This is a genomic window from Peribacillus sp. NPDC096448 (assembly GCF_044762675.1).
Classification (GTDB): Bacteria; Bacillota; Bacilli; order Bacillales; family DSM-1321; genus Peribacillus; species Peribacillus frigoritolerans_B.
Map to the genome: position 1 here is coordinate 52,928 of NZ_JBIWEU010000006.1, position 25,011 is coordinate 77,938.

The following is a 25,011-nucleotide window of genomic DNA, read 5'->3' on the forward strand; positions in this document are numbered from 1 at the left end:
TGCCGCGATTGGATGTAAAAAGGGGAGAGTTAGATGCCAAAAGGCTCAGGTAAACAACTAGCACAAAATAAAAAAGCTTATCATGATTTCTTTATTGAACAAACGTTTGAAGCGGGAATCGTTTTGAAGGGGACCGAAATCAAGGCCATCCGTGCGGCCCGAGTGAATTTGAAGGATGCCTTCGCTAAAATAGAAAATGGGGAAATCTATCTTTATAATATGCATGTAAGCCCTTATGAGCAGGGAAACCAGTTTAACCATGACCCGTTGCGGACACGGAAGCTTCTTTTGCATAAGAAGGAAATCAGCAAACTGATCGGTGTAACAAAGGAAACAGGTTACACGATCGTTCCGTTGAAAATGTATTTGAAAAATGGCTTTGCCAAGGTTTTAATCGGTCTGGGTAAAGGGAAGAAACAATATGACAAGCGTGAAGACCTGAAGAAGAAGGAAGCGAAGCGTGATATCGAACGTGCTTTCCGTGATCGGCAGAAAATGTAGAACTGCCAAGACCTTACAATTGATTTTTTGAATCAATCTGTTATAATTAATCCTGTACCGATGACAATTGAATATCAGCCAACTTGCTGACTATTCTTCTCTCGTACGCTCCATTTCCATCATGGGGACGTTACGGATTCGACAGGGATAGTTCGAGCTTAAGTTGCGAGTCGAGGGGATCGGCCTCGTTAAAACGTCAACGCCTATAACTGGCAAACAAAACAACAACCTAGCTTTCGCTGCTTAATAACAGTCGATAGCTGTTCCTCCCTCCATGGCCCACGTGGTAGGGTAAGGGACTCACTCTAAGTGGGATACGCCGGAATCCACCGTCTGAGGATGAAGGAAGAGACCAATCAGACTAGCTGCTCTGCCGCCTGTCGATAGGCTAATGAGTTCGCGAAATGCGAATATATCGACTACACTCGTAGAAGCTTAAGTGCCGTTATGTCTGGACGTGGGTTCGACTCCCACCGTCTCCACCAATACATATATTGGTGGTTTTTTATTTGTTTTTTTCGTTGTTTTTGTCGAAAAATCGATAAATCGTATAATTCGCAGATAAATCAGGAGTTTTCGCTGATATATCTCCATTTTCGAAGATATATTCCCGATTTCGCAGATAAACTGTACAATTTCCATCATTTACTGTAGAATCCTTTTGGAGAAACTAGGATTGGAGCGATGAAATTGATTGTAAAAGAGCGAAAAGTTCCTCTTGCCATCCGCAAATTACGTGCATTAGCGTGCAGGCTTCCTCCGAATCACCCTAAAACGCCTTTAATCATGAACGATCTCAAAAAAAGGGAAGCGGGCTATAAAGGGGAATGCTCCATTGATTTTCCATTAAGCTTTCTTGAACCAAAAAGCTATTTCATCCTCCACGATTTAAGGCTGCAGGTTCAATCACGATTTTTTCAGCTGGACACCTTATTAATCTCCAAGAAATATGCGCTTATCATTGAAGTGAAGAACATTGCAGGGGCGATCTATTTTGATCCGCATTTCAATCAGCTCATTCGAACGATAGAAGGAAAAGAAACGGCATTTCCTGATCCCATCATACAAGTCAGCCGCCAGGAATCACAATTGACCAATTGGTTCTTGAAAAACGGTTTTCCCTCACTGCCCATCCTTTCATTGATTGTCATCAGTAATCCCCAAACAATCATCCGTACAGCTCCTGAAAACCATGAACTCCACTATAAAGTTATCCATCGCGATGCACTTCCCGCTAAAATTGATCAAATCGAGCATTCCATAACAGAATCCTGTTTTAGTGAAAAACATTTGAAGAAAGCAGTTCGCGTATTGAATAAAAACCATATCGATGCGGACTTTTCCATCCTGGAACGATATAATCTTACCGAAAAGGACCTAATAAAAGGAGTGATATGTGAGAATTGCAAGGGCAATCAGCTATTTAGAAGGCATGGCACATGGCATTGCAATCAATGCCAACAATCCAGTAAAACTGCACATATCCAGGCTATACGAGATTATTTTTATCTAATTGGCTCGACTATAACGAATCGGCAGTTGAGGGATTTTTTAAGCATTTCCTCTTCATCCAGTGCAACACGGATTTTGCAATCATTGAATCTAGCAAGCAGTGGTGCGAATAAGGGAAGGGTGTACAGCCTTTATTTTGATGAGTGATCTTAAATCATTTTTCACTGGAAAAACCCCATCAGCTTGATAAGCTAATAAGATTCTTTTTACTGAGGCAATATGTAATTCTTCAATCTTTTATATCCGCCATATTATCCACTCCAATGCTAATCTTATCCAATACGCTGCACTTTCAGCAGCTTTGCAGCAACTGAGACTTAATGATAGAACAAAGACTCAAAAGAAGCTTCTCTTGAGTCTTTGTTCCGATCCTATTCTTTTAATTCCTTGCCCATTCCCTTCAGGAAGTGGACGCCAAAGCCGATTGCCCGGTTTATGTCTGGATCATTCAATGTTTTCATTAAATCCAAAACGCCGATCTTCTTATCGGCTTGAAGGAATTTGTTTCCTTCATCGATTCCTGAAAGTGCACTGTTCAGCAGTTTCGTGGATTGTGCGGCATCGGCGTTCATCAAGGCACCTGTTGCCCCCATAAGGGTATTGATCAGGTTTGTGACAGGTTGCCTTGTGATTTGTTGAAGGGCGATTTTCGCAATTTGTTCTTTTCCTTGAAGCATGGAGGTCGCGGCTTCGAATACTCCCGAGTCATTCAGTTCATTGACGATTTTAAACATATTGTTCAATGCATCTTCATTATCGGTGATCAACGTTTTCAGTTCTTCCAGTTTTTTTAGCCTTATTTCTTCCTCAGTAATGGGATTATGGATTTCCGTTATAGGAGCTGCCATGATCTTCACCCTCCTTGTTTATTTATCCGTTAAGTGAACATACCCTGGACGGGCCCACTTACGTTCGACCTCGACACCATTTTGAGGATGACGTTTTTTGTTCCGTGGATTGGTACCCGGTAATGGAATGTCTCCGCTTGCGCTTAATACTTCCATGCGGACCATCGTCTGTTTGTAAGCAGGCGTGCTTGTGCGTCGATCATAGATGGGACCGGTCAGGAAGTTGATGGCAGAGTCTTTATCGACGGAGTTCATCGGTAAAAATAGCTCATTATTTTTAACTCGGTCTGTGATCAGGGCTTTTAACTTAACGGCCCCAAAAGGAGACACTAAGCGAACGAGACCGCCATCACTGACTTTTCGTTCTTTGGCAAGTTCCGGTGAAACCTCAACGAAAATATCAGGTACTTTCGATTGGATTCCGTTGGATTTGTTCGTCATATTGCCTTCATGGAAATGCTCCAGCATGCGTCCATTATTGATATGAAGGTCATATTCTTCCGGGAATTTATGAGGTTCCATCCAGTCCGCCAGTGCAAAGCGGGCTTTCTTATCAGGGAAGTTGAAGCCATCCACATAAAGTAGCGGCGTACTTGATCCATCATGGTTTCCCCAAAGGAAGCTGTTCCATCCTTCCAGCACTTCGTAATTCGCTTGGCTGAATATCGGTGACAGACTTGCCATTTCGTCATAGATTTCACTAGGGTGAGTGTAATTCCAATTCGCACCTAAGCGGTTGGCGATCTCTTGAGTGATCTCCCAGTCCGCTTTAGAATCTCCCATAGTGGGAAGAGCTTTATATAAACGCTGTACACGGCGCTCCGTATTGGTGAACGTTCCGTCTTTTTCAAGAGATGGAGCGCCGGGCAATACCACGTCGGCATACTGGGCTGTCCTTGAAAGGAAAATATCCTGGACAACAAAGAAATCCAATCCGGATAACACTTTATCAACATGGTTTGCATCCGCATCAACAAGTGCCATATCTTCACCTACAAGATACATTGCCTTCATGTCGCCTTTTTCTATCGCTTTAAGCATTTCAATATTGTTCAAGCCTGGTTTGGAATCGATTTTCACTCCATATGCTTTTTCGAATTTAGCACGTGCGACGTCATCGGTAACATGCTGATATCCCGGAAGCCATGTTGGAAGGGTACCCATATCGCAAGCGCCCTGTACATTGTTATGGCCGCGGAGCGGATAAGCTCCAGCTCCTGGGCGACGGTAGTTGCCTGTAGCTAATAACAGGTTGGAAATTGCAGCAGAAGTATCGGAAGCACCGGTGTTTTGTGTAACGCCCATTCCCCAGAGAATGCATGTTCCGTCAGCATCACGAATGGTCTCAGCTATTTGGATCAATGTTTCTTTTGAAATACCTGTGTGTGTTTCTGCATATTCCAGGGTATATTTCTCAATTACTTCTTTATAGTCGTCGAAGAAGTTAACATTTTCATTGATGAAATCTTGATCATGCCAGCCTTGATCGATCATATATTTTGTAACCGCCATCAACCAAACTTGGTCTGTTCCTTGTTTTGGACTGATATGGATATCGGAACGCTCGGCCATTTCGTTTTTGCGAATGTCAGCTACGATCAGTTTTTGTCCATGAAGCTTGTGTGCCCGTTTAACGCGTGTCGCCAGTACGGGATGTCCTTCTGCCGGGTTTGCCCCAACGATGATGACAAGACCTGCTGCGGCGATATCCTTGATCGTACCAGCGTCTCCGCCCATGCCGACTGTACGGAACAGCCCGTCTGTTGCCGGGGATTGACAGTAACGCGAGCAATTGTCGACGTTATTCGTTTCGAACATTTGCCGTGCCAGTTTTTGAATTACATAGTTTTCTTCATTCGTGATCTTGGAAGAGGAAATGAAACCTACTGAATTTCCGCCGTATTGCTGTTTGATCGAACCCAGTCTAGATGCAACCAAATCAAGTGCTTCATCCCAGCTTGATTCAACGAATCTTCCATTTTTCCGAATCAGGGGCTTTGTCAAACGTTTTTCAGAGTTTACGAAGTCCCAACCGAATTTCCCTTTGACACATGTGGAAATCGCATTGACGGGTGCTTCATGAGTAGGTTGGATTTTAAGGATTTTACGGCCTTTTGTCCAGACTTCGAATGTGCATCCTACCCCACAGAACGTACAGACCGTTTTTGTCTTCTTCGTCCGTGTCTCACGCATTGCCGCTTCAATCTCCGAAATGGCAAAAATCCCGCTGTATCCAGGTTCCACTTCTTTGACAAGGTCGATCATTGGCTCAAGCATATCGTTTTTCAAACCTGACATGAAACCAGCCTCGCCAAGCATCGATTTTTCCATTAATGCATTACATGGACAAATGGTTACACACTGTCCGCAGCCTACACAAGATGAGTTATTGATTTCCGTTCCTTCATCCCAGATTACCCGAGGCCGTTCTGCTTCCCAGTCGATGGACAGCGTCTCGTTGACCTGAAGGTTTTGGCAGACTTCGACACATTGCCCGCAGGCGATGCATTGATTGGCATCATAGCGGTAAAATGGATGGGACATATCGACGGCACCCAATTCCACTTTCGGTGTGTAAGGATATTTTTGGTGTTCAATTTCCATTAATTCTGCTGTGTTATGCAGTTTGCAATTTCCGTTATTATTATCACATACAGTGCAGTATAAAGAATGGTTTTCCAGGATCCGGTCCATGGCCTCGGTTTGGGCTTCTTTGGCCTTCCTTGAGTCCAAGGCTATATCCATGCCGCTCACTGCTTTTGTCGAACATGACCGGACGAGTTTCCCATTAACTTCGACGATGCATGTGTCGCATGTTTGGATCGGGTCCACCTCAGGAACATAACAAATCTGTGGATGAGCTATCTCATTTTGGTTGATGACCTCCAGTATTGTAGCTCCTTCATTAGCGGTATAATCCTTCCCGTTGATTTTGATGGTGATGTTTGAATCGATCATTATATTTCCCCCTTTTATAGCCAAAAAGACGCAAAAAAACCACCATGATTACACCTCCGGCTCTGAACGGAAATGTAGGTCATGGTGGAATAGTTTAATAGCAAAGCTTGCCAATATACCAATCCATACCATAATGGATAATGTTAAAAAAGATAGGACACAACAGTACACTATTATGCTCCCAACTTTCATCAATGATATTATACCTTTAATTATTAAAAGAAACAATCCTGGAAAGAGGTTATCATTCCCAAATCCCTTTCGTTTTTCTTCGCGTTGATTTATGATAAGAAAATTGAGAACTTAATTTTCTTGAATTGGAGTGACGCAACGGTGTCTAAAGTTATCCATGAATTCAATGATATGATTCGTAAGCTTCGCAAGGAACTATTCGGTAAAGGACCGGAACGCATACACACGGTTTTCGTGGAAAATATGGCCGTTTCCACGTTATATGGGAATTTGACTCCTACGGAAATGTTCATATCAAGATCAGAGGAAGGACGGGATATGGTCCATTCTGCACGAACCAAAATGGTTCAGGATGTATATTCGGAGAGTCCTCCTGATGGAATGGAAGAACTGGTTGGAGCTAAACTGCTCCATTTGTTTTCAGACATCAAAATCAAAGAAAACATAGCGATTTCCGTATTCGTATTTGATAAGAATATAGCGGACAAACTCAACGGGCATTGACCATGTTCCTTACATATTGGTCAATTGGCTCCTGGATATTAAAAGGAGTGGGAACATGAAAGCGATTGAAATCAAGAGGGACATCATCCGGATAACCAAAGGTAACATCGAGCGGACGGAAGATGCGATCGTAACGGAGCATCCCGTTACTGTCAAAATAAATGGCCGAGAATTCGTCACGATGGTTTGTACACCTGAATACATCGAGGATATGGTGATTGGTTATTTGGCTTCGGAAGGAATCATCAAAAAATATGATGAGATAAAAGAAATCTGGGTCCAGGAAAAAGAAGGCTTTGTTCATGTGAAGACGGATAAAGTGAATCCCTACTTCCAGGACTTTCAAAATAAGCGGTATATTACATCTTGCTGCGGAATGAGCAGACAAGGTTTCGTCTTTGTAAATGATGCATTGACTGCCAAGAAAATGGATCATGTTTCGGTGAAACTGACTCCTGATGACTGTTTCCGCTTGATGAAGGATTTACAAAATTCTGCCGTCACCTTCCAGAACACGGGCGGAGTCCACAATGCCGCTTTATGTGATGTCGATGGCCTCGTCTTAAGCAGGATGGACATCGGACGGCATAATGCCTTGGACAAAATATACGGCCATTGCTTGAAAAATGGTATTTCGATAAAAGGGAAGGCTATCGTGTTCAGCGGCCGGATATCATCGGAAATTCTCTTGAAGGTGGCGAAAATCGGCTGTGAACTGATACTCTCGAAATCCGCTCCAACTGAATTGGCCTTGGAGTTGGCTGAAGGATTGGGAATCACGACGGTCGGGTTCATTCGCAATGATTCACTGAATATCTACACATGCCCTGAAAGAATTCAATTGAATGACTGAGCGTCCTCCGCTAGAAAGATGCTTATCGGAAAGTCCTGCCGGTTTGGCCTGGGCTTTTTTTGTATTTGTAAAAGGATATATCTAACATGCCATTTATGGTACAGTTTTTATAAAACATTCAAGGGAATGCGTATCGGGGGAAGGGGTATGAACGAAAGGGATTGGCATATCTTAAAGGTGTTGCATGAACACAAGAATATTACTAAAACGGCGCAAAGTTTATATATCTCACAACCTTCTTTAACGAAACGGATTCAACAAATAGAGAAGGAATTCAATCTAAAGATTGTGGAGCGGGGAACAAGGGGAGTGCAGTTCACCCCTCAAGGGGAATATTTGGCCATCTGTGCAGATGAGATGCTGATCAGGCTCCGGCAGATAAAAGAGACAGCATTCAATATGGGTCAGGAAATCAGTGGAACATTACGGCTGGGTGTTTCCAACTATATTACGCTGCATAAATTGCCAGGCCTGCTGAAATTATTTCGTGAGCGATTTCCTAAAGTGGATTTCCATGTGACAACTGGATGGAGTAAAGAAGTGCTGAACCTCATTTATAACGAAGAAGTGCATGTCGGGATTGTTCGGGGGGACTATCAATGGTCAGGATCAAGGCATCATCTTTTTGAGGAAACGATTTGTATTGCTTCCAAGGAAGAAATCGAAGTCCAAAACCTGCCTTTCCTGCCGAGGATCGATTATGGGACAGATGCTCTTTTGAAAACAATGATCGATAACTGGTGGAGAGACAATTTTTCTGGACCTCCTTTGGTGGGGATGGAAGTGGACAAAGGTGATACATGCAAGGAAATGGTCAGGAATGGCCTGGGATATGGCATCCTCCCCAGTGTTTTATTGGAGAAAGACCAAAATCTCCGACAAATGGACATTAAGGATAAGCAAGGTAATCCCCTTATCAGGAATACGTGGATGTTATATCATGAAAAGTCGCTGGAATTAAAGCTGGTCAAGGAGTTTGTCAAATTTGTCAAAGGCGTCGATTTCATGAGGGATATTTAACTGGAAGCGCAGAAACCTCTGTGCTTTTTTTTGTCATTCCTTTTTCGAATGGATAACGATAATTTATTGGTATTTTAATTATGGTTATTACGGCATTATGATAGATGGGAGATGTAAATCATCAGGAATTTGCCTAAGGAATGGAGAGGAAGTCAAGTGAGTGTCCTGTTTCTGATCGTATTGAATGTCATTGTACCGGTTTTTTTCCTTATAGGGGCGGGGGCCATCCTTCATCGTAAATTCAAGCTGGATATGAATACACTGTCTAAATTGAATCACTTCCTGCTCATGCCCGCCATTAGTTTTGTCAATATCTATCAAAGCAAAATGGGCGGGGGGATGATCGTTCAGATATTCAGCTTCCTTGCTCTTCAAGCAGTAAGCCTCATCATCGTTAGTACAGTGATTGCTAAACTAGCCAGGTTTGATCAAAGCCTTTCGGCCACGTTTAAAAATAGTGTAGTCCTGAATAACTCGGCCAATTTCGGGTTACCGGTCAGTCAGATGGTTTTTAATGGAAATCCTCTTGGCCTGTCGATCCAAGTCATCGTGATCATTTTTCAAAACCTGCTGACCTATACCTATGGATTGATGAATTCCGTTTCCGTCCATACAAAAAGTGCAAAGGGTGCCATTCGCGAGTTCTTGAAGAACCCCGTCATTTATGCTTTATTGCTCGGTTTAATATTACAGGCAGCTTCTTTCGAAATCCCTCTGTTCTTATGGACCCCGATTGATAATATCGCGAGTGCCTTCATAGCCATCGCCCTGATTACATTGGGTGCACAGAGTGCCTATTTGAAAATGACGCATTTCCCGCTTCCGCTTATCCTAAGCTTGGTGGGGCGATTAATACTCTCACCATCCATCGCCTTCCTGATCATCCTCATCTTGGGCTTGGAAGGGACTGTCGCTCAAGGGTTATTTATCGCAAGCTCATTTCCCACATCAAGAAACAGCGCATTATTCGCTTTGGAATATGACAACCATCCGGAGTATGCAGCACAGGCAGTCTTGATGTCGACTTTATTCAGCAGCATAACGGTAACGATGGTCGTGTATCTATCAAAAATACTATTCTAGCAGGGCTACTTAAAAGTGCAGTCTCTGACTGTAGACAAACTCGATGAAAATCAAGTTTGTCTACAGTTTAAAGTGTTTGTAAAATCGAACCGTGATTGGAACGTAGGGCACTCGCTTTCCGTGGGCGGTCCGGGAGCCTTCTCGGCGTTCTTTACGCCTGCGGGGTCTCCCTTGGACACGCATTTCCCGCAGGAGTCTCGCACCTTCCGTTCCAATCACTTTGTTTAATTTAGATAGAACCCCTTTTGTCTACAAACTGGGACTGCTCTGAAGGAGCAGTCTTTTCCCCCTTTTCCTTCGAGAAAAACTTTATGGACAATATGGAGGTTTTGGAATTTATGCATTTTAGTTGGGCAATCAGTGAAAACGAAGATATTTTTGTAGAATTAAGAAAACGCTTTCAAAAGGGGGATTATTACTATGTTTTCTTGTAAAAAGATTTCAGCGGTACTATTGGCAGGTTCGTTAGCTTTAAGTTTAGGTGCATGCAGCAGTTCGGGTACATCAGGAGAAAAGAAAGAAGATACAGGTTATCCGAAAAAAGCGATAACAATCGTTGCTCCATCGGGCGCAGGCGGAGGATGGGATTTAACCGCCCGTTCATTTACAAAGGTTTTGGGTGAGACAAAACTGGTGAACCAGCCATTGACCGTCGAAAACAAACCCGGTGGCGGGGGCGCTGTCTTCATGGCGGATTATGCAACACAGCAAGCGGATAACAATGATATGCTGTTCGTGAATTCACCGCCTGTCATCATCAATAACCTTAAAAAAGAAGGCAACAGTCCTTATGGATATAAAAATACAACTCCTTTGGCGCAGCTGACAAAGGATTATGGGGCGATAGTGGTAAAGGCGGATTCTGAATTCAAGGATTTGAAATCAGTGCTCGAAGCGGTAAAGAAAGACCCGCGTAAGTTGACCTTTGCAGGGGGATCGGCTCCGGGATCCATGGATCATTTGATTTCCATTCTTCCAGCCTATGAATATGGCCTGAATCCAACTGAACTTAAATACGTCTCGTACGACGGCGGCGGGGAAGCGATTACGGCATTGCTTGGCGGAAATGCGGATGTGATCGGAACGGATGCATCCAGTGTCAGGGAATTTTTAAAAGCAGGAAAGATTAGAGTGTTGGCCGTTACCTCGAATGAACGTTTAGGTGGAGATCTAAAGGACATACCGACGGCAAAGGAACAGGGTGTTGATGCTGAATTCACGATTTGGAGAGGCGTTTTTGGACCCAAGAATATGTCTGGTGAAGCGAAAACCTTTTGGGACGGAACCATTGAGAAGCTAGTTGAAACTTCTGAATGGAAAAAGGAAGTGGAAGTGCAAGGATGGGAACAAGAATATAAAAATAGTGAAGAATTCAGCAAGTTTTTAGAAGAACAGGAGAAACAGGTGCAGCAATTGTTAGAAGCTTTGGGCATGGAAAAATAAAGAGAAGAAGGAGGTGCATTCACCTTCTTCTTATTTTCTGAAATGGAGGGATTATGATGGATGTTAAATTTGATCGCTTTGCTTCTGTAGCCTTTCTGGCTGTCGGAGTGCTGTTCATGATAGGAAGCAGGAAACTGGCCACTTCTTCTTATGGAAGTTCGGTAGGACCGGACATTTTCCCTTTTGTATTGGGGCTCGTTCTTTCTCTTTTAAGTGTTCGCCTGTTCTATGAGGCATTTCGGGGCAAGGGGCAGGAATCACATAAGGAAAAGCTGCAATATAAATCCTTTATCATCATTCTGCTCTCCACCTTGATTTATATTTTGACATTGGAAACGATAGGATATGTCATTACGACCTTTTTGTTTTTATTTGTTTGCTTTCAAACGATGGAACGAAATAAGTGGGTGAAATCGCTCATCATTTCCGCAGGGTTTTCCGGGATCATTTATTATTTATTCGTGAATGTACTAAAGGGAACACTGCCGGGTTGGCCAATCTGGTTTTCATAAAAGGAAGGGGGATGTGAAGTGGGCACTTTTGATTATTTAATGCATGGATTTGAAACGGCACTAACTTGGTATAACATACTTTTTGCATTTGTCGGAGTATTGATCGGTACGGCTGTCGGTGTTTTGCCGGGGATCGGGCCGATGAGCGGTGTGGCTCTTTTAATTCCGGTAACCGCTTCGATTACAGGTGGGCTTCCTCCAGAGCAAGCGGCCACAAGCGCCATCATTTTACTTGCAGGTGTTTATTATGGAGCGATGTATGGAGGGTCGACAACTTCGATCCTATTGAATACACCTGGGGAATCTTCTTCAGTCGTCACCACATTGGATGGCTACCAAATGGCGAAGAAGGGAAGAGCCGGGAGTGCTTTATCCATTTCGGCAATCGGTTCCTTCGTCGGAGGGATAGTCACCCTTATCGCCATGATTGCCTTGGCTCAGCCATTATCGACGATTGCCATCAAGTTCGGTCCGGCGGAGTATTTTTCGCTCATGCTTCTAGGGTTGGCTGCAGTCAGCGGCCTCGCGGGAAAATCCGTAACCAAGGCACTGATCATGACGGTTTGCGGTTTGTTGATCGGGACGATAGGCATCGATAATGTATCCGGGATCGCCCGATTTACATTCGACATTCCTTGGCTGTATCAAGGGGTCGAATTCCTGACGATCGCCGTTGGTCTGTTCGCCCTTGGAGAAGTATTCAAGACAATCTTGGAAAAGGACGAGGATGATGGGGAAATTGCAAAAATCAATAATTTGATTCCTTCCAAAGAAGAATTCAAGGAATCCGCGGGGCCGATTGCGAGGGGGTCGCTCTTAGGTTTCTTTGTAGGAATCCTGCCGGGTGCAGGGGCCACTCTTGCTTCTTTCTTCTCATACCTTATGGAAAAACGGATTTCAAAAAAACCTGGGAGATTCGGTACAGGGGCGATCGCTGGTGTGGCCGGTCCTGAAACGGCCAATAACGCGGCTTCTGGCGGAGCGATGATACCACTATTGACGCTGGGAATTCCAGGTTCCGGTACAACGGCGATTTTAATGGGTGCGCTCATGATGTACAATGTTCAGCCAGGTCCATTATTATTCGAGGACCATCCCCAGGTGGCTTGGGGACTTATCGCCAGTATGTTCATCGGGAATCTGATGCTCCTGATCCTTAATCTCCCACTCGTTAAGGTTTTTGCGAAAATCATTGAAACGCCAAAGAAGTATTTGATTCCGATCATTATCGCGATTTCGATTTTTGGTGTTTATGCGGTACAAGTATCGACTTATGATTTATTGCTATTACTAGGATGCGGGATCTTGGGATATTTCTTAAGTAAAAATGATTATCCAATCGCCCCGTTGGTATTAGGACTGGTTTTAGGACCGATGATAGAAAACAATATGCGCAGGGCACTGACGATATCCGATGGGGATTACAGTTTGTTTTTCACTCGGCCTCTTTCGCTGACATTCCTGATCGTAACGGCATTATGGCTGCTCATTCCGGTTTTACTTAAGAAGAGAGGGAAGGATGTTGTCATCAATATTGAAGGTTAATCGATATTTTCTGAATGTTGTGAAATAACCCCTTTTTTAAAGGGGTTATTTTTTATATGATGTAAGTAGAGGTGATTGAATGCGTTTACACACCAAGTTGATGCTCGGCATTTGTACGTTAATCATCTTAATGGGTGGAATCTTTGAAGTTATTTTCATAAATATCCTGGAAAATAATCTGAAGCAGGAAACAGGGGAAAAAGCATTGTCGGTTGCCCAGACCATTTCTTTGCTGCCTGAAATTAAACAAGCTTTTCGAACGGATAATCCTTCTGTAATCATCCAGCCCATCGCGGAAAGAATTCGCAGGCAGATCGATGCGGAATTCATAGTAATAGGTGATGAGAACGAAACACGGCTGTCCCATCCAGATCCCGGCTTGATCGGAAAGAAAATGGTTGGGGGAGATAACGCCGAGGTTTGGGATGGGAAATCCATCATCACGGAGTCCACTGGCACATTGGGACCTTCCATAAGGGGGAAATCCCCGATAATCGCCAATGAAAAGGTCATTGGTGTCGTCTCAGTTGGCTACCTACAGGATGATATTGAAAAAGAAGTGTCCAGTATACAAAGAAAAATCGTCTTGATCATCTCTTTTATATTAATCGGCGGTTTGTTGGTAGCCTTTTTCATTTCATTCAATATAAAAAAAGCGATATTGGGTCTGGAGCCGAAAGAGATCGCCTGGATGTTTCAAGAGAAGCAGGCCATTTTGGAATCCATTCATGAAGGCATCATTGCCATTGATGTTCATGGGAAAATCACGGTCGTCAATGAAACGGCGCATAAAATCCTTCATATCCCTAAAGATGTCAAACTTCGCGGGCAAAAAATCGAAGAAGTCATAACGCATACACATTTGCTTGATGTAGTAAGCACGGCGCGGGCCGAATATGACCAGGAATTCATGATTGACGGTGAAGTTTTTTTGGCAAGCCGGATCCCCATCTTGAATCGACAGGGTGAAATCATCGGTGCAGTTGCAAGTTTGAGAAATAAATCGGAACTATCCAATCTCCTTCAAGAACTGTCACATGTAAAGGCGTATGCAGAAGGACTGAGGGCCCAGACGCATGAATATTCCAATCGGCTTTATACACTGCTAGGCTTGATTCAACTCGGTTCATATAAAGAAGCAATGGAGTTCATATCGAAGGAAGTCGATGTCACCCAAGGCTTCATTCACTTTCTGATGAAGGAAGTACCTGATCCGGTTATTGCCGGGTTCATCTTAGGGAAGGTAAGTTTAGCAAGCGAGCTGAAAATTGACTTTACCATCGATAGAGAAAGCAGCTTTAAAGATATTCCGTCCGAAATAGATCGGGATTTATTAGTGACGATCATCGGCAATCTCATCAATAATGCCTTCGAAGCTGTACGGGAAAACGAGAGGGAGGAAAAAAGGGTATCGTTGTTCGTCACGGACTTGGGTAAAGAGTTGATCATAGAGGTTGAAGATAATGGAAAAGGGATGAACTCAGATGTTACCGAACTGATTTTCCGGAACGGTTTTACGACGAAAAGCCATCAAACCAATTCAGGTATAGGCTTGAGCCTTGTTCAGGAAGCAATTGATGGATTAGGGGGGTATATCACTTTTACGACGAAAGAAGGGGAATATACGATCTTTACCGTAGCTATACCAAAAAACAGAGGGGGATTAAATGATGGCCAATCGCGATATAGAAGTTCTGATCGTCGAAGATGACCTGCGGATTGCCGAGATACAAAAGCTATTCATCGAAAAGCTTGAGGGATTTCAAACGATCGGAATCGCGTCAAGCTATGACGAGGCTAAAAGCTTCATTGAAATCATTCAGCCGGATCTATTGCTGCTCGATATGTATTTTCCGGATATGAATGGGCTCGATATCCTGAAAGAAATCAAGCAGCAAAGCAAACAAATGGATGTCATCATGATAACGGCGGCTAAAGAAATCGAAAAAGTCCAGGAAGCCATCAAGATCGGCATATTTGATTATATAATCAAGCCTGTAGCATTTGAACGTTTCAAGCAGTCCTTACGCCGATATCAAGAGTATCACATTAAACTGTCTGAATTGGAAAAGGGCAATTTCCCCGTAACGCAGCAACAGGTGGATAAGCTTTTGCGAAAGGAAATGAAAGAAAAAGAGAGGGAACAAACTTCACTGCCAAAAGGAATCGATCGGATGACTTTGGAGAAGGTGATGGTTGTGTTGGGGAAATCCTCCCCGGGGTTAACTGCAGAAATAGTGGCGAAGGAAATCGGGGTGAGCAGGACAACGGCAAGGCGGTATCTGGAGCACTTGATGTCAGAGGAAAAAATTGATGCCGATTTAACATATGGCACAGTAGGACGTCCTGAACGGGTTTATGCCATCAAGACATAATGGGTTCGCCAAGTGGCGGATCTTTTTTAATGTGTTTGATCGAACGACTGGTTCTCACCACGAACATCATCTTATTCCAAGTTCAAAAACAAATAAAAAATGAATGTACAAGTCTTCAAAAAAATAAAAGGTTCACCAAAAAAACAGTCAATTCCCATTGGATGGTTTTTTGATGAAACTCCTTAGTATATACTAGGATAAAAAGAAATAGAGGCGGCGCCATGCAAAGTTGGTATCATATCTTTCCGAAAAACACAGGGCTGAGCCCTTATGTCTGGATCATTTTTTGTATCCTTCCTTTTTATTTCATCTTCAAATCCTCTTCGATGTTGGAGATAGTCTTTGGAATCGTCATGATCATTTTGTTTTTCATATCATATGGTCTCTCATTCGTTTCGAAGGGATGGCCCGTATACGTATGGACGGCGATACAAATAATCATATCCATATCGATGACCATATTTTTCAGCTACATTTACTTTTCACTTTTTTTAGCATTCTTTATTGGGAATGTTCAAAATAAGGTTGGCTTTTTCGTCTTATATTCGATCCAGCTATTGGCTACCATCGTGTCTGTCAATATTGGCTTCATCATGAAAGACCCTACCTTCTTTTCTCAATTTCCCTTTATGCTCATTTGTGTGGTAGGCGTGATCCTTCTTCCTTTCAACACGTATAATCGGAACAAACGGGGCATGCTGGAAGAACAATTGGAGGACGCTCATAAAAGAATATCAGAACTTGGTAAAATGGAAGAACGTCAGCGGATTGCCCGTGACTTACATGATACACTTGGCCAAAAGCTGTCTTTGATTGGCTTGAAAAGTGACCTTACAGGGAAATTGATCGATTTGAATCCGGAGATGGCCAAGAAGGAAATCAAGGATATCCGTCAAACGGCGAGGACGGCACTCAAGGAAGTACGTGAAATGGTGTCGGAAATGCGTGGGGCCAAGCTAAGCGATGAAATCATCCGGGTCAAGCAAATATTGAAAGCGGCAGAGATAGAATTCAAATTGGAAGGCACCACGGAATTGCAAGATACCCCATTGCTTGTTGAAACGGTTTTGAGCATGTGCTTGAAGGAAGCCGTGACCAATATCGTCAAACATAGCGGTGCCGACTGCTGTAATATCGTCATCGAAGAATTACAAACAGGAGTGACGATCACCGTACAGGATAATGGAGTGGGTCTTTCGCATAGATCAGAGTATATTAAAGGCAATGGGCTTCAAGGTATGAAAGAAAGGCTCGAATTCGTTAATGGCAGCCTGGATATTAAATCAACAGATGGAACGACACTTTATATAAGGGTTCCGAATGCTATAAAAAATAATGGATAGGTGGGATTAACTTGATTCGAATCGTAATTGCCGAAGATCAACGGATGCTGCTTGGCGCGCTAGGTTCCATCCTTGATTTGGAAAGTGACATGGAAGTTGTAGGAAAAGCGAGCAATGGGGAAGAAGCAATGAATCTCGTCAATCAATTAAAGCCGGATATCTGCATAACCGATATTGAAATGCCAGTTAAAACCGGGCTCGATGTAGCGGAGGAGATCAAGGATCAGGGCCACCAATGCAAAGTCATCATTTTGACCACCTTTGCACGTCCTGGGTATTTTGAAAGAGCAAGAAAGGCCGAGGTAGGCGGATATCTTCTGAAGGATAGCCCCAGTGAGGAACTGGCGAACTCGATCCGTGTCATCATGGATGGGCGGCGCATTTATGCTCCTGAGCTGGTGGATATGGCTTTCGAAGAAGAAAACCCTTTGACTGAACGAGAGTGCCAAGTGCTCAAATTGATCGCAGATGGTAAGACCACAAAGGAAATCGCAAGCCAGCTTTACCTGTCCAATGGAACGGTCCGTAATTATATATCAGTCATCCTTGATAAATTGGATGTAAGCAACCGCGTTGAAGCGATTGTAAGATTCAAGGAAAAGGGCTGGTCAAAGGATTGATCAAAATGTAAATCCTGGCCGCTTCGCAAATCAAAAAAGCACAGCGTCACGATTGTAATATGGTATATTAATTTTTATTACATAGTAGGAAGGGGATGACCATTATGCAAAAGGCTACATTTGCTGGAGGCTGTTTCTGGTGCATGGTGACACCATTTGAAGAACAACCGGGGATTGGGGGAATCGTATCCGGTTATACGGGAGGACATGTTGAAAACCCGACTTACGAGGGAGTGAAGACGGGAACTACGGGGCATTATGAAGTCGTTGAAATCACTTTCGATCCTCAGTTATTTCCTTATGAAAGATTGCTGGAACTATATTGGCAACAAATCGATCCAACCGACGATGGCGGTCAATTCCATGACAGAGGAAGCCAATATCGGACGGCCATCTTCTATCATGATGAAGCTCAAGAGAAACTGGCCCTTGAAGCGAAAGAAAAGGTGGCAGCCAGCGGGAAGTTCCAGAAACCGATCGTAACGGAAATCCTTCCGGCCCAAACCTTTTATCCTGCCGAAGAATATCATCAAGGCTATCATAAAAAAAACAAAGATGATTATAAAGCGGACCGTGCGAAATCGGGACGCGATGAATTCATTGGCCAGCATTGGAACGGTGAATGAACTGGATCATTATAAAAAATATTGGACCGGCATGAGTGTCACAAATTTCTTCATCAAATGAGGTTTCATTAAACAATGAAAAACCCAAAGTGTAACCATTTCTTAATCAAAGTTAGGGATGAGCCAGCCTACAGTTTTTTAAAAAAACAATCCAGTTGATTGGAACGGAAGGTATGAGACTCCTGCGGAAAAAGCGTGTCCAAGGGAGAACCAGCAGGCGCAAAGAGCGCCGAGGAGGCTCCCGGACCGCCCGCGGAAAGCGAGTGCCTGGAGAGGAAATCAACGTTCTGGCTGTTATCAAAAATCCGCTCCCTTTTCGCCGACTGTCTGCCAAGCCGCATTAAAGCAAGCGGCAGTATGGTCCCGGCAAGCCAGTTATTCGGGGTGAGAACGTTCCAACCCCCATTTTGTCGACAAACTGTGACTATGGAAATATTCCATAGTCTTTTTATTATGGTTAACCATTATTTAGATAAAGGGCATCTCTGTATGAGTCCGGCATGAACTTTACACATCCGTTTTTTTTTGACCTTTTAAAAGCACAGAAATTTAATTCATTATTTCTTGGGATTTTTAAACGGAGGGGTCAATTTCTCATGATATTTTCATATTTCTTCAGTACACTAAGGGGTAGGTGGTGATGATCATGAATAAAAGAATTTTAATAATAGAAGATGAAGAAAAAATTGCGAGGGTTCTCCAGCTGGAACTTAATCATGAGGGTTATCAGACTGAATCGGCTTTTACCGGAAAGACAGGTCTGGAAAGGGCAGAAGCCGAAGAGTGGGATTTAATCTTATTGGATGTGATGCTGCCCGAGTTGAATGGCATAGAAGTACTTAGGCGTTATCGGAAAAAGAATGTATCGACACCGGTCATCCTTCTGACCGCTAGAGATGCTGTGCCAGACAAGGTGAATGGCCTGGACCATGGTGCGAACGATTATGTAACGAAACCGTTTGAAATTGAAGAGCTGCTGGCACGGATCCGTGCTTGTTTCCGTACCAATGTACGGGAGAGCCAATCAGAAGGGGAAGTGGATGAACTAAAGATCCATGATCTGAAGTTGAACCTTGGTACTAGGGACATTCACAGGCAAGGCAAAAGGATTGAGCTGACTTCCCGCGAGTTCGATTTGCTGGTTTATCTTTTGCAAAATAAAAATCAAGTACTATCAAGGGAGCAAATCCTGACACATGTATGGGGTTATGACTTTGCAGGTGATACGAATGTGGTTGATGTGTATATCCGTTATTTGCGCAAAAAGATAGATTATCCCTTTGAGCTGCAGCTCATCCATACTTACCGCGGTGTAGGTTACAGCTTGAAGGAGCCAGCATGAAGATTCGGACGAAAATCCAATGGTATTCCAGTCTTTTTTTAAGCGTCATGCTTATATTGTTGAGTATCATCGTTTTAATCGCCTTCCTTTGGATATCGTTAGAGAGGGAACGGGACCTGCTTGAAGATCAAGCTTCATTAATCGAAGAAAATATCGTGACGAAAGATTTGATTTCCGGTGATTCCGATTTAATGGAGCCGTATATCCCGGACGATGGAATGGTGCGGATATTCGACACTGATGGAAGGCTGGTAAAATCATTTACGGATGAAGAGGACCTTAAGGGGCTTGCGTTTAAAGCCATTAACGAGAAAGGATATGATTTTGCCAAAGCTGACGGTGAATATGTATTGACCTACCGTTATCCTTATCCTGATGAAGGGAAGAAGCTAGGGATGATCGAGGTCACACAGCCTCAGGATACCCTCCTTGATAATTTATCGACGCTTGCCCTCGTTTTGGGCGGTGCATCCCTTTTTGTCATTCTGTTATCCATTCTTGCCGGTAAGTGGCTGTCCAACCTGATCCTCAAACCGATATCGATCATGAGCGGAACGATGAAGGATATTGAGAAAAGCGGGGAATTCAAACGGATACCGCTATCGGATCAATCAAAGGACGAGCTGCAGGTGATGGGAGCGGCATTCAACAGGATGATGGAAAGGCTGGAGCGGAATTATAACCAACAGCAGCAATTCCTTTCAGATGCTTCACATGAATTGAAAACACCGATTACGGTCATCGAAAGCTATTCCTCCCTATTGAAACGCTGGGGAATGAAGGATGAGGCGATTCAGGAAGAGGCAGTGGAGGCAATCCATCATGAAGCCGTCCGGATGAAAAAGCTGACGGAACATCTTTTGCAGGCAGCTTCCCAAATGGAACCTTCAGAAGATGTGGAAGGGAAAATAGAACTCATTTCGTTTTGTGAAGGGATTGCCCAAACATTCAGAAGGACGGGAAATCGTGAAATAACGATAGAATCAGAGTTTAAGGAAATATATGCAATGACCATTTCCAGTAAGCTTGAACAGGTGATCGTCATCCTATTGGACAATGCAATGAAATACAGTGAATCAAGTATACAAATCATGATAAAGCGGCAAGGCGATGAGATTCTCATCGGTGTGAAAGATCATGGCGCAGGGATATCACCAGAACATCTCCCACATGTATTTGACCGTTTTTATCGCGTCGATGCATCGAGGGCTAGGAAAACGGGAGGCAATGGACTCGGGCTATCCATCGCCCGAACGCTTGTCGAGTCATTCAACGGTAAATTGGAGATTCAAAGCGAAGTGGGTGAGGGAACGTTGGCGACTCTTACTCTTTCTCATCAAATTCTAATCTAACGCTCATGTTCATTTCATGAAGGGTGCTTATTATTAAGGTAACAACTTAAAGGAGGAATTCATTCATGAAAAAACAGTGGAGTACGATTAAAGAAGGTATCATTCAAAGGAAAAAGGTAATCATGACAGTATCCATAGCTTCCGTATTGCTTTTCGGCGGTGCTGCTGGAACGGCGGTATATGCAGTCAATAAGGGTAACCTATCCGAAGATGAGGCTGTCAAAATGATTTCAGAAAAACTAGGCGGGGAAGTTATTCAATTTGAAAAGGATTGGGACCAGCCGATGACTTATGAAATGACCGTAAAAACGAAAGAAGGCTATCAAGACGTTGACGTTGATGCTGAAAAAGGGGAGATTCTTTCTCAGGAGATGGAAGACGGTGACGATGAGGATATGAGCACACAACAAGCTGTGGAAACTGCAAAAGTAAGCAGTGATCAAGCTGAAAAAATTGCCTTGAAAGCGGTGGATGGTCAAGTGACGGATGTGGAGCTGGATTCAGAGAATGGCACCCTTGTGTACGAGCTGGAAATAAAACAAGGACAAAAGGAATATGATGTAGTGGTGGATGCCACCACGGGAAAAGTATTGAAAAACCAGTTGGATGATTAATCAATATGTCATATCGATAGTAATCTGTGATATATGAATGATTTTGAACTGAAGTATATGAAAGGATTTGCCAAGTGGCAGATCCTTTTTTAATTCCCAAGACAGTTGGGAAGTGAAGATTCCTCACATTCATCCTTTACAATCATGCATAAACTAATTGAAATTCCACCCATCAAACCACCTCCAGTAACAGCATATTAGTTCCTGCCAGCAGTAGTGTTTGGAGATGTTGCTTAAAGATATAAATGATTAAGAAGGAATTAAAAAGAGGAATCGCGAATAGGGGCAAAAGGAATCTTATTCAATGGGGGAAATGCAATGGGAAATTTGGAATTGGCACTATCATTAAGGGGAAAGAAAGAATTCGAAAAATCCACTCGATTATTGATGGATCTTGCAAAGCAAAATCCCGGCGATGCAGTCATACAGTATCAGTGTGCCTGGAGTTTGGATATTCTTGGACTTGAGGTAAAGGCGGTGCCCTATTATGAAGCGGCACTCATATTAGGTTTGCCGGAGGAGGATGAAAAAGGGGCCTACCTAGGGTTGGGGAGCACATATCGCACCATAGGGGAATATGAAAAATCAAGAAAGACATTGGAATCTGGGCTGGCGAAGTTTCCTGAGGATAAGGCTTTATTAGTATTCAGGGCCATGGCATTTTATAATTTGGGCCAACATGATCTTGCAATGGAATCTCTATTGAAGATAATTGCCGAAACCTCTAACGATCGAGAAATACAATCTTATGCTAAGGCCATAGAATTCTATAGTGATAAACTGGATAAAGTTTTCACATAATAGTGATCATCCCCAAACTATCCACAAAGCCTGTATAAAACAAGTCATTCTTACATATCCGAAATGAATTAATCAACCAATATAACGGGGAATTTCTTGTATTTAGCACTTTTACGGATACATGAATGTGGATAACCTCGGATTGTGGATAACTTTTCGGTGTTATTCACTACTTTTCCACAGGTAATCCACATATTCACCTTTATATGATAAAAAATACTGGCGATTAAGCCTTCAGGAATTTTTTATTGTAATGACTCAATGCTAAAAGGGGATAAATATAGCGATAGCCATGATAATGGATATACAAAAAATCTGCCATTCCCTGGCCTGCAGGATAATCATTGGTCCAGCTTTCTTGTTGACCTGCACGGATGAGATAGGCAATGCCTTTTTCGATTTGGGCTGTCGGCTTTTCGGATGCCGTTATCAAAGCATCCACAGCCCAAGCTGTATGTGTCAGTGTACTTTCTCCGAGGGGGATATATCGTTGCTTGATATCACTGTAACAAGATTCACCCCAGCCGCCATCTTCATTTTGAATTTTCTTCAACCAAGTTAAGGCTTTTTGGATGGATGGATGTCCAGTGGCATGCCCTGCTGCCTTCATGCCGGTCAGTGCAGCCCATGTGCCATATAGATAACAGATGCCCCAGCGCCCATACCAGGAGCCATCACGCTTCTGGTCTTCCAATAGCCAATTCACCGCTCTTTTACTGACTTCTTCCGGCTTCTTCATATTTGTATAGTTCCCCAGAAATTCCAGCGTTCTTCCTGTCAGATCAGCAGTAGAAGGGTCAGTCAGGAGATATTTTGAACCCTCTATAGGAAGAAGGTGCAGCCATTTATGGTCGTTATTCCGTTCGAAGGCTGGAAATCCGCCATCATCATTTTGCATGGAAATCGTGAAGGAGACACCGCGCTGCCAGCTGTCCCGATTATCCGGTTTTGCTTGCAATTGCTTAGCCAGCGCCCGCAGTGAGGCGGTCGTATCATCGACATCCGGATTCATGGTATTTAAATCCGAGAACCCCCAGCCGCCAGGAATTGTGTCAGGATTATGGATCAGCCAGTCTCCATACATATAATGCTGACGTGACAGTAAGTACTGATTGGCAGCCTTGACGGTTGGGTCATTGAAAGGGATGCCCGCTTCTTGAAGGGCGTAGCTTATTAATGAGGTATTCCAAACATGGGGCGTCGTGAATTGGATATGTGTGTGTCCCTCAATGGAACAGGCCATCCCCTTCAGACCGGCAATGGCTTTAAGAATCACTGGATCCCTTTTCGAATATCCAATTGAAAGGAGGGCAAAGATCATGAAAAAGGTAGAGCCGAAATAATTGTACAGTGTCCCGTCTGGTTCCAGCCTGTCGAGCATGAACCTTTTCGTTGAATCCAAGGCCAAGGAATGCAAATAATCCGGATAACCAATCAAGGTTTTGACGCCTGTTTGAAGTTTGGAGAAGAAAGAACGATATTCTTCGGTACGGTACTCTTCCCACACTTGCTCTTCGGAACTGTCCTCCCTTGTTTGAAATAAATCTTTTAAACTTGGCGTGTCCGGGGTCTTGATCTGAAACCTTTTATGGCCAAGCAATAGCAATGGAATCATGTTGACCCTCCCATATACGGAAAGATCATAAATGCTGACGAAAAAGGTCGGGGGCAGTAAGACCACTTCGAGAGGAATGGGGAATAGGCGCGGCCATTGATATTGTCCGGTGACAGTAAGCATCATTTTCGTTAACAGTTTGGCCTGTTTGATGCCACCCTTGGAAAGAATGAATTGTTTGGCTTTCCTCATATGGGGATGATTCTTATTGCGGAGTCCGCTAAAAAGAAGGCCATAGTAAGCCTCGATCGTAACCGTAACATTGCCGTCCTTCTCGTCTTGGAAAAGTTTCCATGACCCGTTTTCAGTCTGCTTGCTTTCGATTCTTTTTACCAAAGCCTCTATAAGTGGAGTATCTTCCATATCTAAAATTTTCAATAATATGATCATATAGGCATCTGTCGTTATCCCGGTGTCAAAGGGATAATTCCACGAACCATCAGCGGATTGGTCTTGTTTCAAGCGATGAACAAGGCGATTGATTTCCAATTGTACATGTTGGTTCAATGACTTTCCTCCTCTAAAAACACATTTCCGTTTATATGTATATTCAAAACTTGTCGTTGCATTCAAGAAATCATGTCAGGCGCATCGTCCCACATGAAAAGGAGGGGGGGAACTGAAAACGCTTTGGCAATGAAAGCTGGATTTTTGTGGTTGGTTATGCGGAGCTTCTTAATAAGCAAAATAAGAAATGGTTCGCTCAGGCAGCCCGTATTGTCCTTAATAAAATCGTTCCATTTTTTGAGGAAGAGCAGCAAATTGTACCTCCTAAAAGGATGCTGTTTAATCATGAGAGCAGTGTGTATGCTTTGAATTAGATTTTGAGATGCAATTCTAGGGTAGTCATCATAGTTTTATAGACTGGGTTCTTTAAATGTTATCCTTTTTATTAGAATTATAGCCTTTAGGCTATTCTTATCCTTTAAGGTTTTATTGACATGGTAGTACTTCCTCAAAGGTACAGAAAAATGAATTCACCTAAGCCTAGCTCTTGTTGATAATGTACAGTTAAATATAAATTGTGCCGTATTTTGTTACTTTTCATCATGATTTCGCATTTTAGATACACTGATACGTATATGCCTTTTAATATAGTATTCTTTCATATGGAAGGATATTATTGGAGATGAAATGAAAGAGGGGTATCCCCGCTTTTTGGTCAGAAAGGAATGCGCCTTTAAAGGCATCAAACCCAGAATTATTTTGGCAATATTTCGAGAACAAGACATCTCCGAAAGAAGTAGTGAATAAATGGAACAGGCATAGATCACGGCCTAAGTGTCCGATATCAGTAGGGTTCATTTTGGAAAGTTGTAGGGTTTGATCAAAGAGGGTATGTTTTAAATCAC

Annotated in this window: 22 protein-coding genes and 1 other RNA gene; 20 read left to right on the top strand and 3 right to left on the bottom strand. The window is 43.2% G+C overall.

Features of this window, described 5'->3' with window-relative positions; genetic code table 11:
- The first annotated feature begins 33 nt into the window (after positions 1 to 33).
- The 3 genes from smpB to ACIQ0C_RS12040 all read left to right on the top strand — a co-directional run bounded on the left by smpB (position 34) and on the right by ACIQ0C_RS12040 (position 2,160).
- Entirely contained in the window at positions 34 to 501 is a 468-nt protein-coding gene (gene smpB / locus ACIQ0C_RS12030; RefSeq protein WP_101223703.1) for an SsrA-binding protein SmpB, read from the top strand.
- A gap of 123 nt (positions 502 to 624) precedes the next feature.
- Positions 625 to 986, top strand: a transfer-messenger RNA (tmRNA) gene (gene ssrA / locus ACIQ0C_RS12035).
- Between the two features lie 199 nt (positions 987 to 1,185).
- Positions 1,186 to 2,160, top strand: coding sequence for a nuclease-related domain-containing protein (locus ACIQ0C_RS12040; protein WP_403060105.1), 975 nt, complete (start codon positions 1,186 to 1,188; stop codon positions 2,158 to 2,160).
- A 224-nt stretch (positions 2,161 to 2,384) separates the two neighbouring features.
- Here the strand turns inward: ACIQ0C_RS12040 and ACIQ0C_RS12045 are convergent, their stop codons facing one another.
- Positions 2,385 to 2,861 carry a helical membrane plugin domain-containing protein gene (locus ACIQ0C_RS12045; protein ID WP_403060108.1) on the bottom strand — a complete coding sequence of 159 codons (477 nt, stop codon included), beginning with the start codon at positions 2,859 to 2,861 and terminating at the stop codon, positions 2,385 to 2,387.
- 18 nt (positions 2,862 to 2,879) lie between these two features.
- Complete coding sequence (gene fdhF, locus ACIQ0C_RS12050) at positions 2,880 to 5,819, bottom strand: formate dehydrogenase subunit alpha (RefSeq protein ID WP_403060111.1); 2,940 nt, start codon at positions 5,817 to 5,819, stop codon at positions 2,880 to 2,882.
- Between the two features lie 333 nt (positions 5,820 to 6,152).
- On the opposite strand from fdhF, the gene ACIQ0C_RS12055 reads away from it, so the two are divergent.
- From ACIQ0C_RS12055 to ACIQ0C_RS12130, 16 genes are all read left to right on the top strand, one after another.
- On the top strand, positions 6,153 to 6,515 hold the full coding sequence (locus ACIQ0C_RS12055; protein WP_095390832.1) for a Na-translocating system protein MpsC family protein: 363 nt from the start codon (positions 6,153 to 6,155) through the stop codon (positions 6,513 to 6,515).
- A gap of 55 nt (positions 6,516 to 6,570) precedes the next feature.
- Entirely contained in the window at positions 6,571 to 7,368 is a 798-nt protein-coding gene (fdhD, locus tag ACIQ0C_RS12060) for a formate dehydrogenase accessory sulfurtransferase FdhD (RefSeq protein ID WP_403060114.1), read from the top strand.
- A 147-nt stretch (positions 7,369 to 7,515) separates the two neighbouring features.
- Positions 7,516 to 8,388: a LysR family transcriptional regulator gene (locus tag ACIQ0C_RS12065; RefSeq protein ID WP_403060117.1), complete on the top strand. Its 873-nt coding sequence runs from the start codon at positions 7,516 to 7,518 to the stop codon at positions 8,386 to 8,388.
- A 156-nt stretch (positions 8,389 to 8,544) separates the two neighbouring features.
- Complete coding sequence (locus ACIQ0C_RS12070; RefSeq protein ID WP_402835967.1) at positions 8,545 to 9,471, top strand: AEC family transporter; 927 nt, start codon at positions 8,545 to 8,547, stop codon at positions 9,469 to 9,471.
- A gap of 420 nt (positions 9,472 to 9,891) precedes the next feature.
- Positions 9,892 to 10,914 (top strand): tripartite tricarboxylate transporter substrate binding protein, encoded by a 1,023-nt coding sequence (locus tag ACIQ0C_RS12075; protein WP_403060120.1) that lies wholly within the window; start codon positions 9,892 to 9,894, stop codon positions 10,912 to 10,914.
- Between the two features lie 56 nt (positions 10,915 to 10,970).
- The gene (locus ACIQ0C_RS12080; protein ID WP_403060525.1) at positions 10,971 to 11,426 is read left to right on the top strand and encodes a tripartite tricarboxylate transporter TctB family protein; all 456 of its coding nucleotides are present in this window, start codon (positions 10,971 to 10,973) and stop codon (positions 11,424 to 11,426) included.
- Positions 11,427 to 11,444: 18 nt separating this feature from the next.
- Entirely contained in the window at positions 11,445 to 12,971 is a 1,527-nt protein-coding gene (locus ACIQ0C_RS12085) for a tripartite tricarboxylate transporter permease (protein WP_402835971.1), read from the top strand.
- Positions 12,972 to 13,050: 79 nt separating this feature from the next.
- On the top strand, positions 13,051 to 14,682 hold the full coding sequence (locus ACIQ0C_RS12090; RefSeq protein WP_403060123.1) for an ATP-binding protein: 1,632 nt from the start codon (positions 13,051 to 13,053) through the stop codon (positions 14,680 to 14,682).
- On the top strand, positions 14,639 to 15,346 hold the full coding sequence (locus ACIQ0C_RS12095; protein WP_402835975.1) for a response regulator: 708 nt from the start codon (positions 14,639 to 14,641) through the stop codon (positions 15,344 to 15,346). Before ACIQ0C_RS12090 ends, ACIQ0C_RS12095 begins: the two co-directional genes overlap by 44 nt.
- Positions 15,347 to 15,567: 221 nt before the next feature.
- The gene (locus ACIQ0C_RS12100) at positions 15,568 to 16,689 is read left to right on the top strand and encodes a sensor histidine kinase (RefSeq protein WP_402835977.1); all 1,122 of its coding nucleotides are present in this window, start codon (positions 15,568 to 15,570) and stop codon (positions 16,687 to 16,689) included.
- An 11-nt stretch (positions 16,690 to 16,700) separates the two neighbouring features.
- Positions 16,701 to 17,309 carry a response regulator gene (locus ACIQ0C_RS12105; RefSeq protein ID WP_402835979.1) on the top strand — a complete coding sequence of 203 codons (609 nt, stop codon included), beginning with the start codon at positions 16,701 to 16,703 and terminating at the stop codon, positions 17,307 to 17,309.
- 104 nt (positions 17,310 to 17,413) lie between these two features.
- Entirely contained in the window at positions 17,414 to 17,935 is a 522-nt protein-coding gene (gene msrA / locus ACIQ0C_RS12110) for a peptide-methionine (S)-S-oxide reductase MsrA (RefSeq protein WP_403060126.1), read from the top strand.
- 646 nt (positions 17,936 to 18,581) lie between these two features.
- On the top strand, positions 18,582 to 19,277 hold the full coding sequence (locus ACIQ0C_RS12115) for a response regulator transcription factor (protein ID WP_403060129.1): 696 nt from the start codon (positions 18,582 to 18,584) through the stop codon (positions 19,275 to 19,277).
- Positions 19,274 to 20,629: a sensor histidine kinase gene (locus ACIQ0C_RS12120; RefSeq protein WP_403060132.1), complete on the top strand. Its 1,356-nt coding sequence runs from the start codon at positions 19,274 to 19,276 to the stop codon at positions 20,627 to 20,629. The genes ACIQ0C_RS12115 and ACIQ0C_RS12120 overlap by 4 nt, the downstream gene beginning before the upstream one ends.
- A gap of 65 nt (positions 20,630 to 20,694) precedes the next feature.
- Positions 20,695 to 21,243, top strand: coding sequence for a PepSY domain-containing protein (locus ACIQ0C_RS12125; protein ID WP_403060135.1), 549 nt, complete (start codon positions 20,695 to 20,697; stop codon positions 21,241 to 21,243).
- A gap of 318 nt (positions 21,244 to 21,561) precedes the next feature.
- Complete coding sequence (locus tag ACIQ0C_RS12130; RefSeq protein ID WP_403060138.1) at positions 21,562 to 22,044, top strand: tetratricopeptide repeat protein; 483 nt, start codon at positions 21,562 to 21,564, stop codon at positions 22,042 to 22,044.
- Positions 22,045 to 22,270: 226 nt separating this feature from the next.
- On the opposite strand, the gene shc is transcribed toward ACIQ0C_RS12130, so the two are convergent.
- Entirely contained in the window at positions 22,271 to 24,166 is a 1,896-nt protein-coding gene (gene shc, locus ACIQ0C_RS12135; RefSeq protein WP_403060141.1) for a squalene--hopene cyclase, read from the bottom strand.
- A gap of 146 nt (positions 24,167 to 24,312) precedes the next feature.
- On the opposite strand from shc, the gene ACIQ0C_RS12140 reads away from it, so the two are divergent.
- Positions 24,313 to 24,480, top strand: a complete 168-nt coding sequence (locus tag ACIQ0C_RS12140) for a hypothetical protein (protein ID WP_402835991.1) — start codon at positions 24,313 to 24,315, stop codon at positions 24,478 to 24,480.
- Positions 24,481 to 25,011 lie beyond the last annotated feature (531 nt).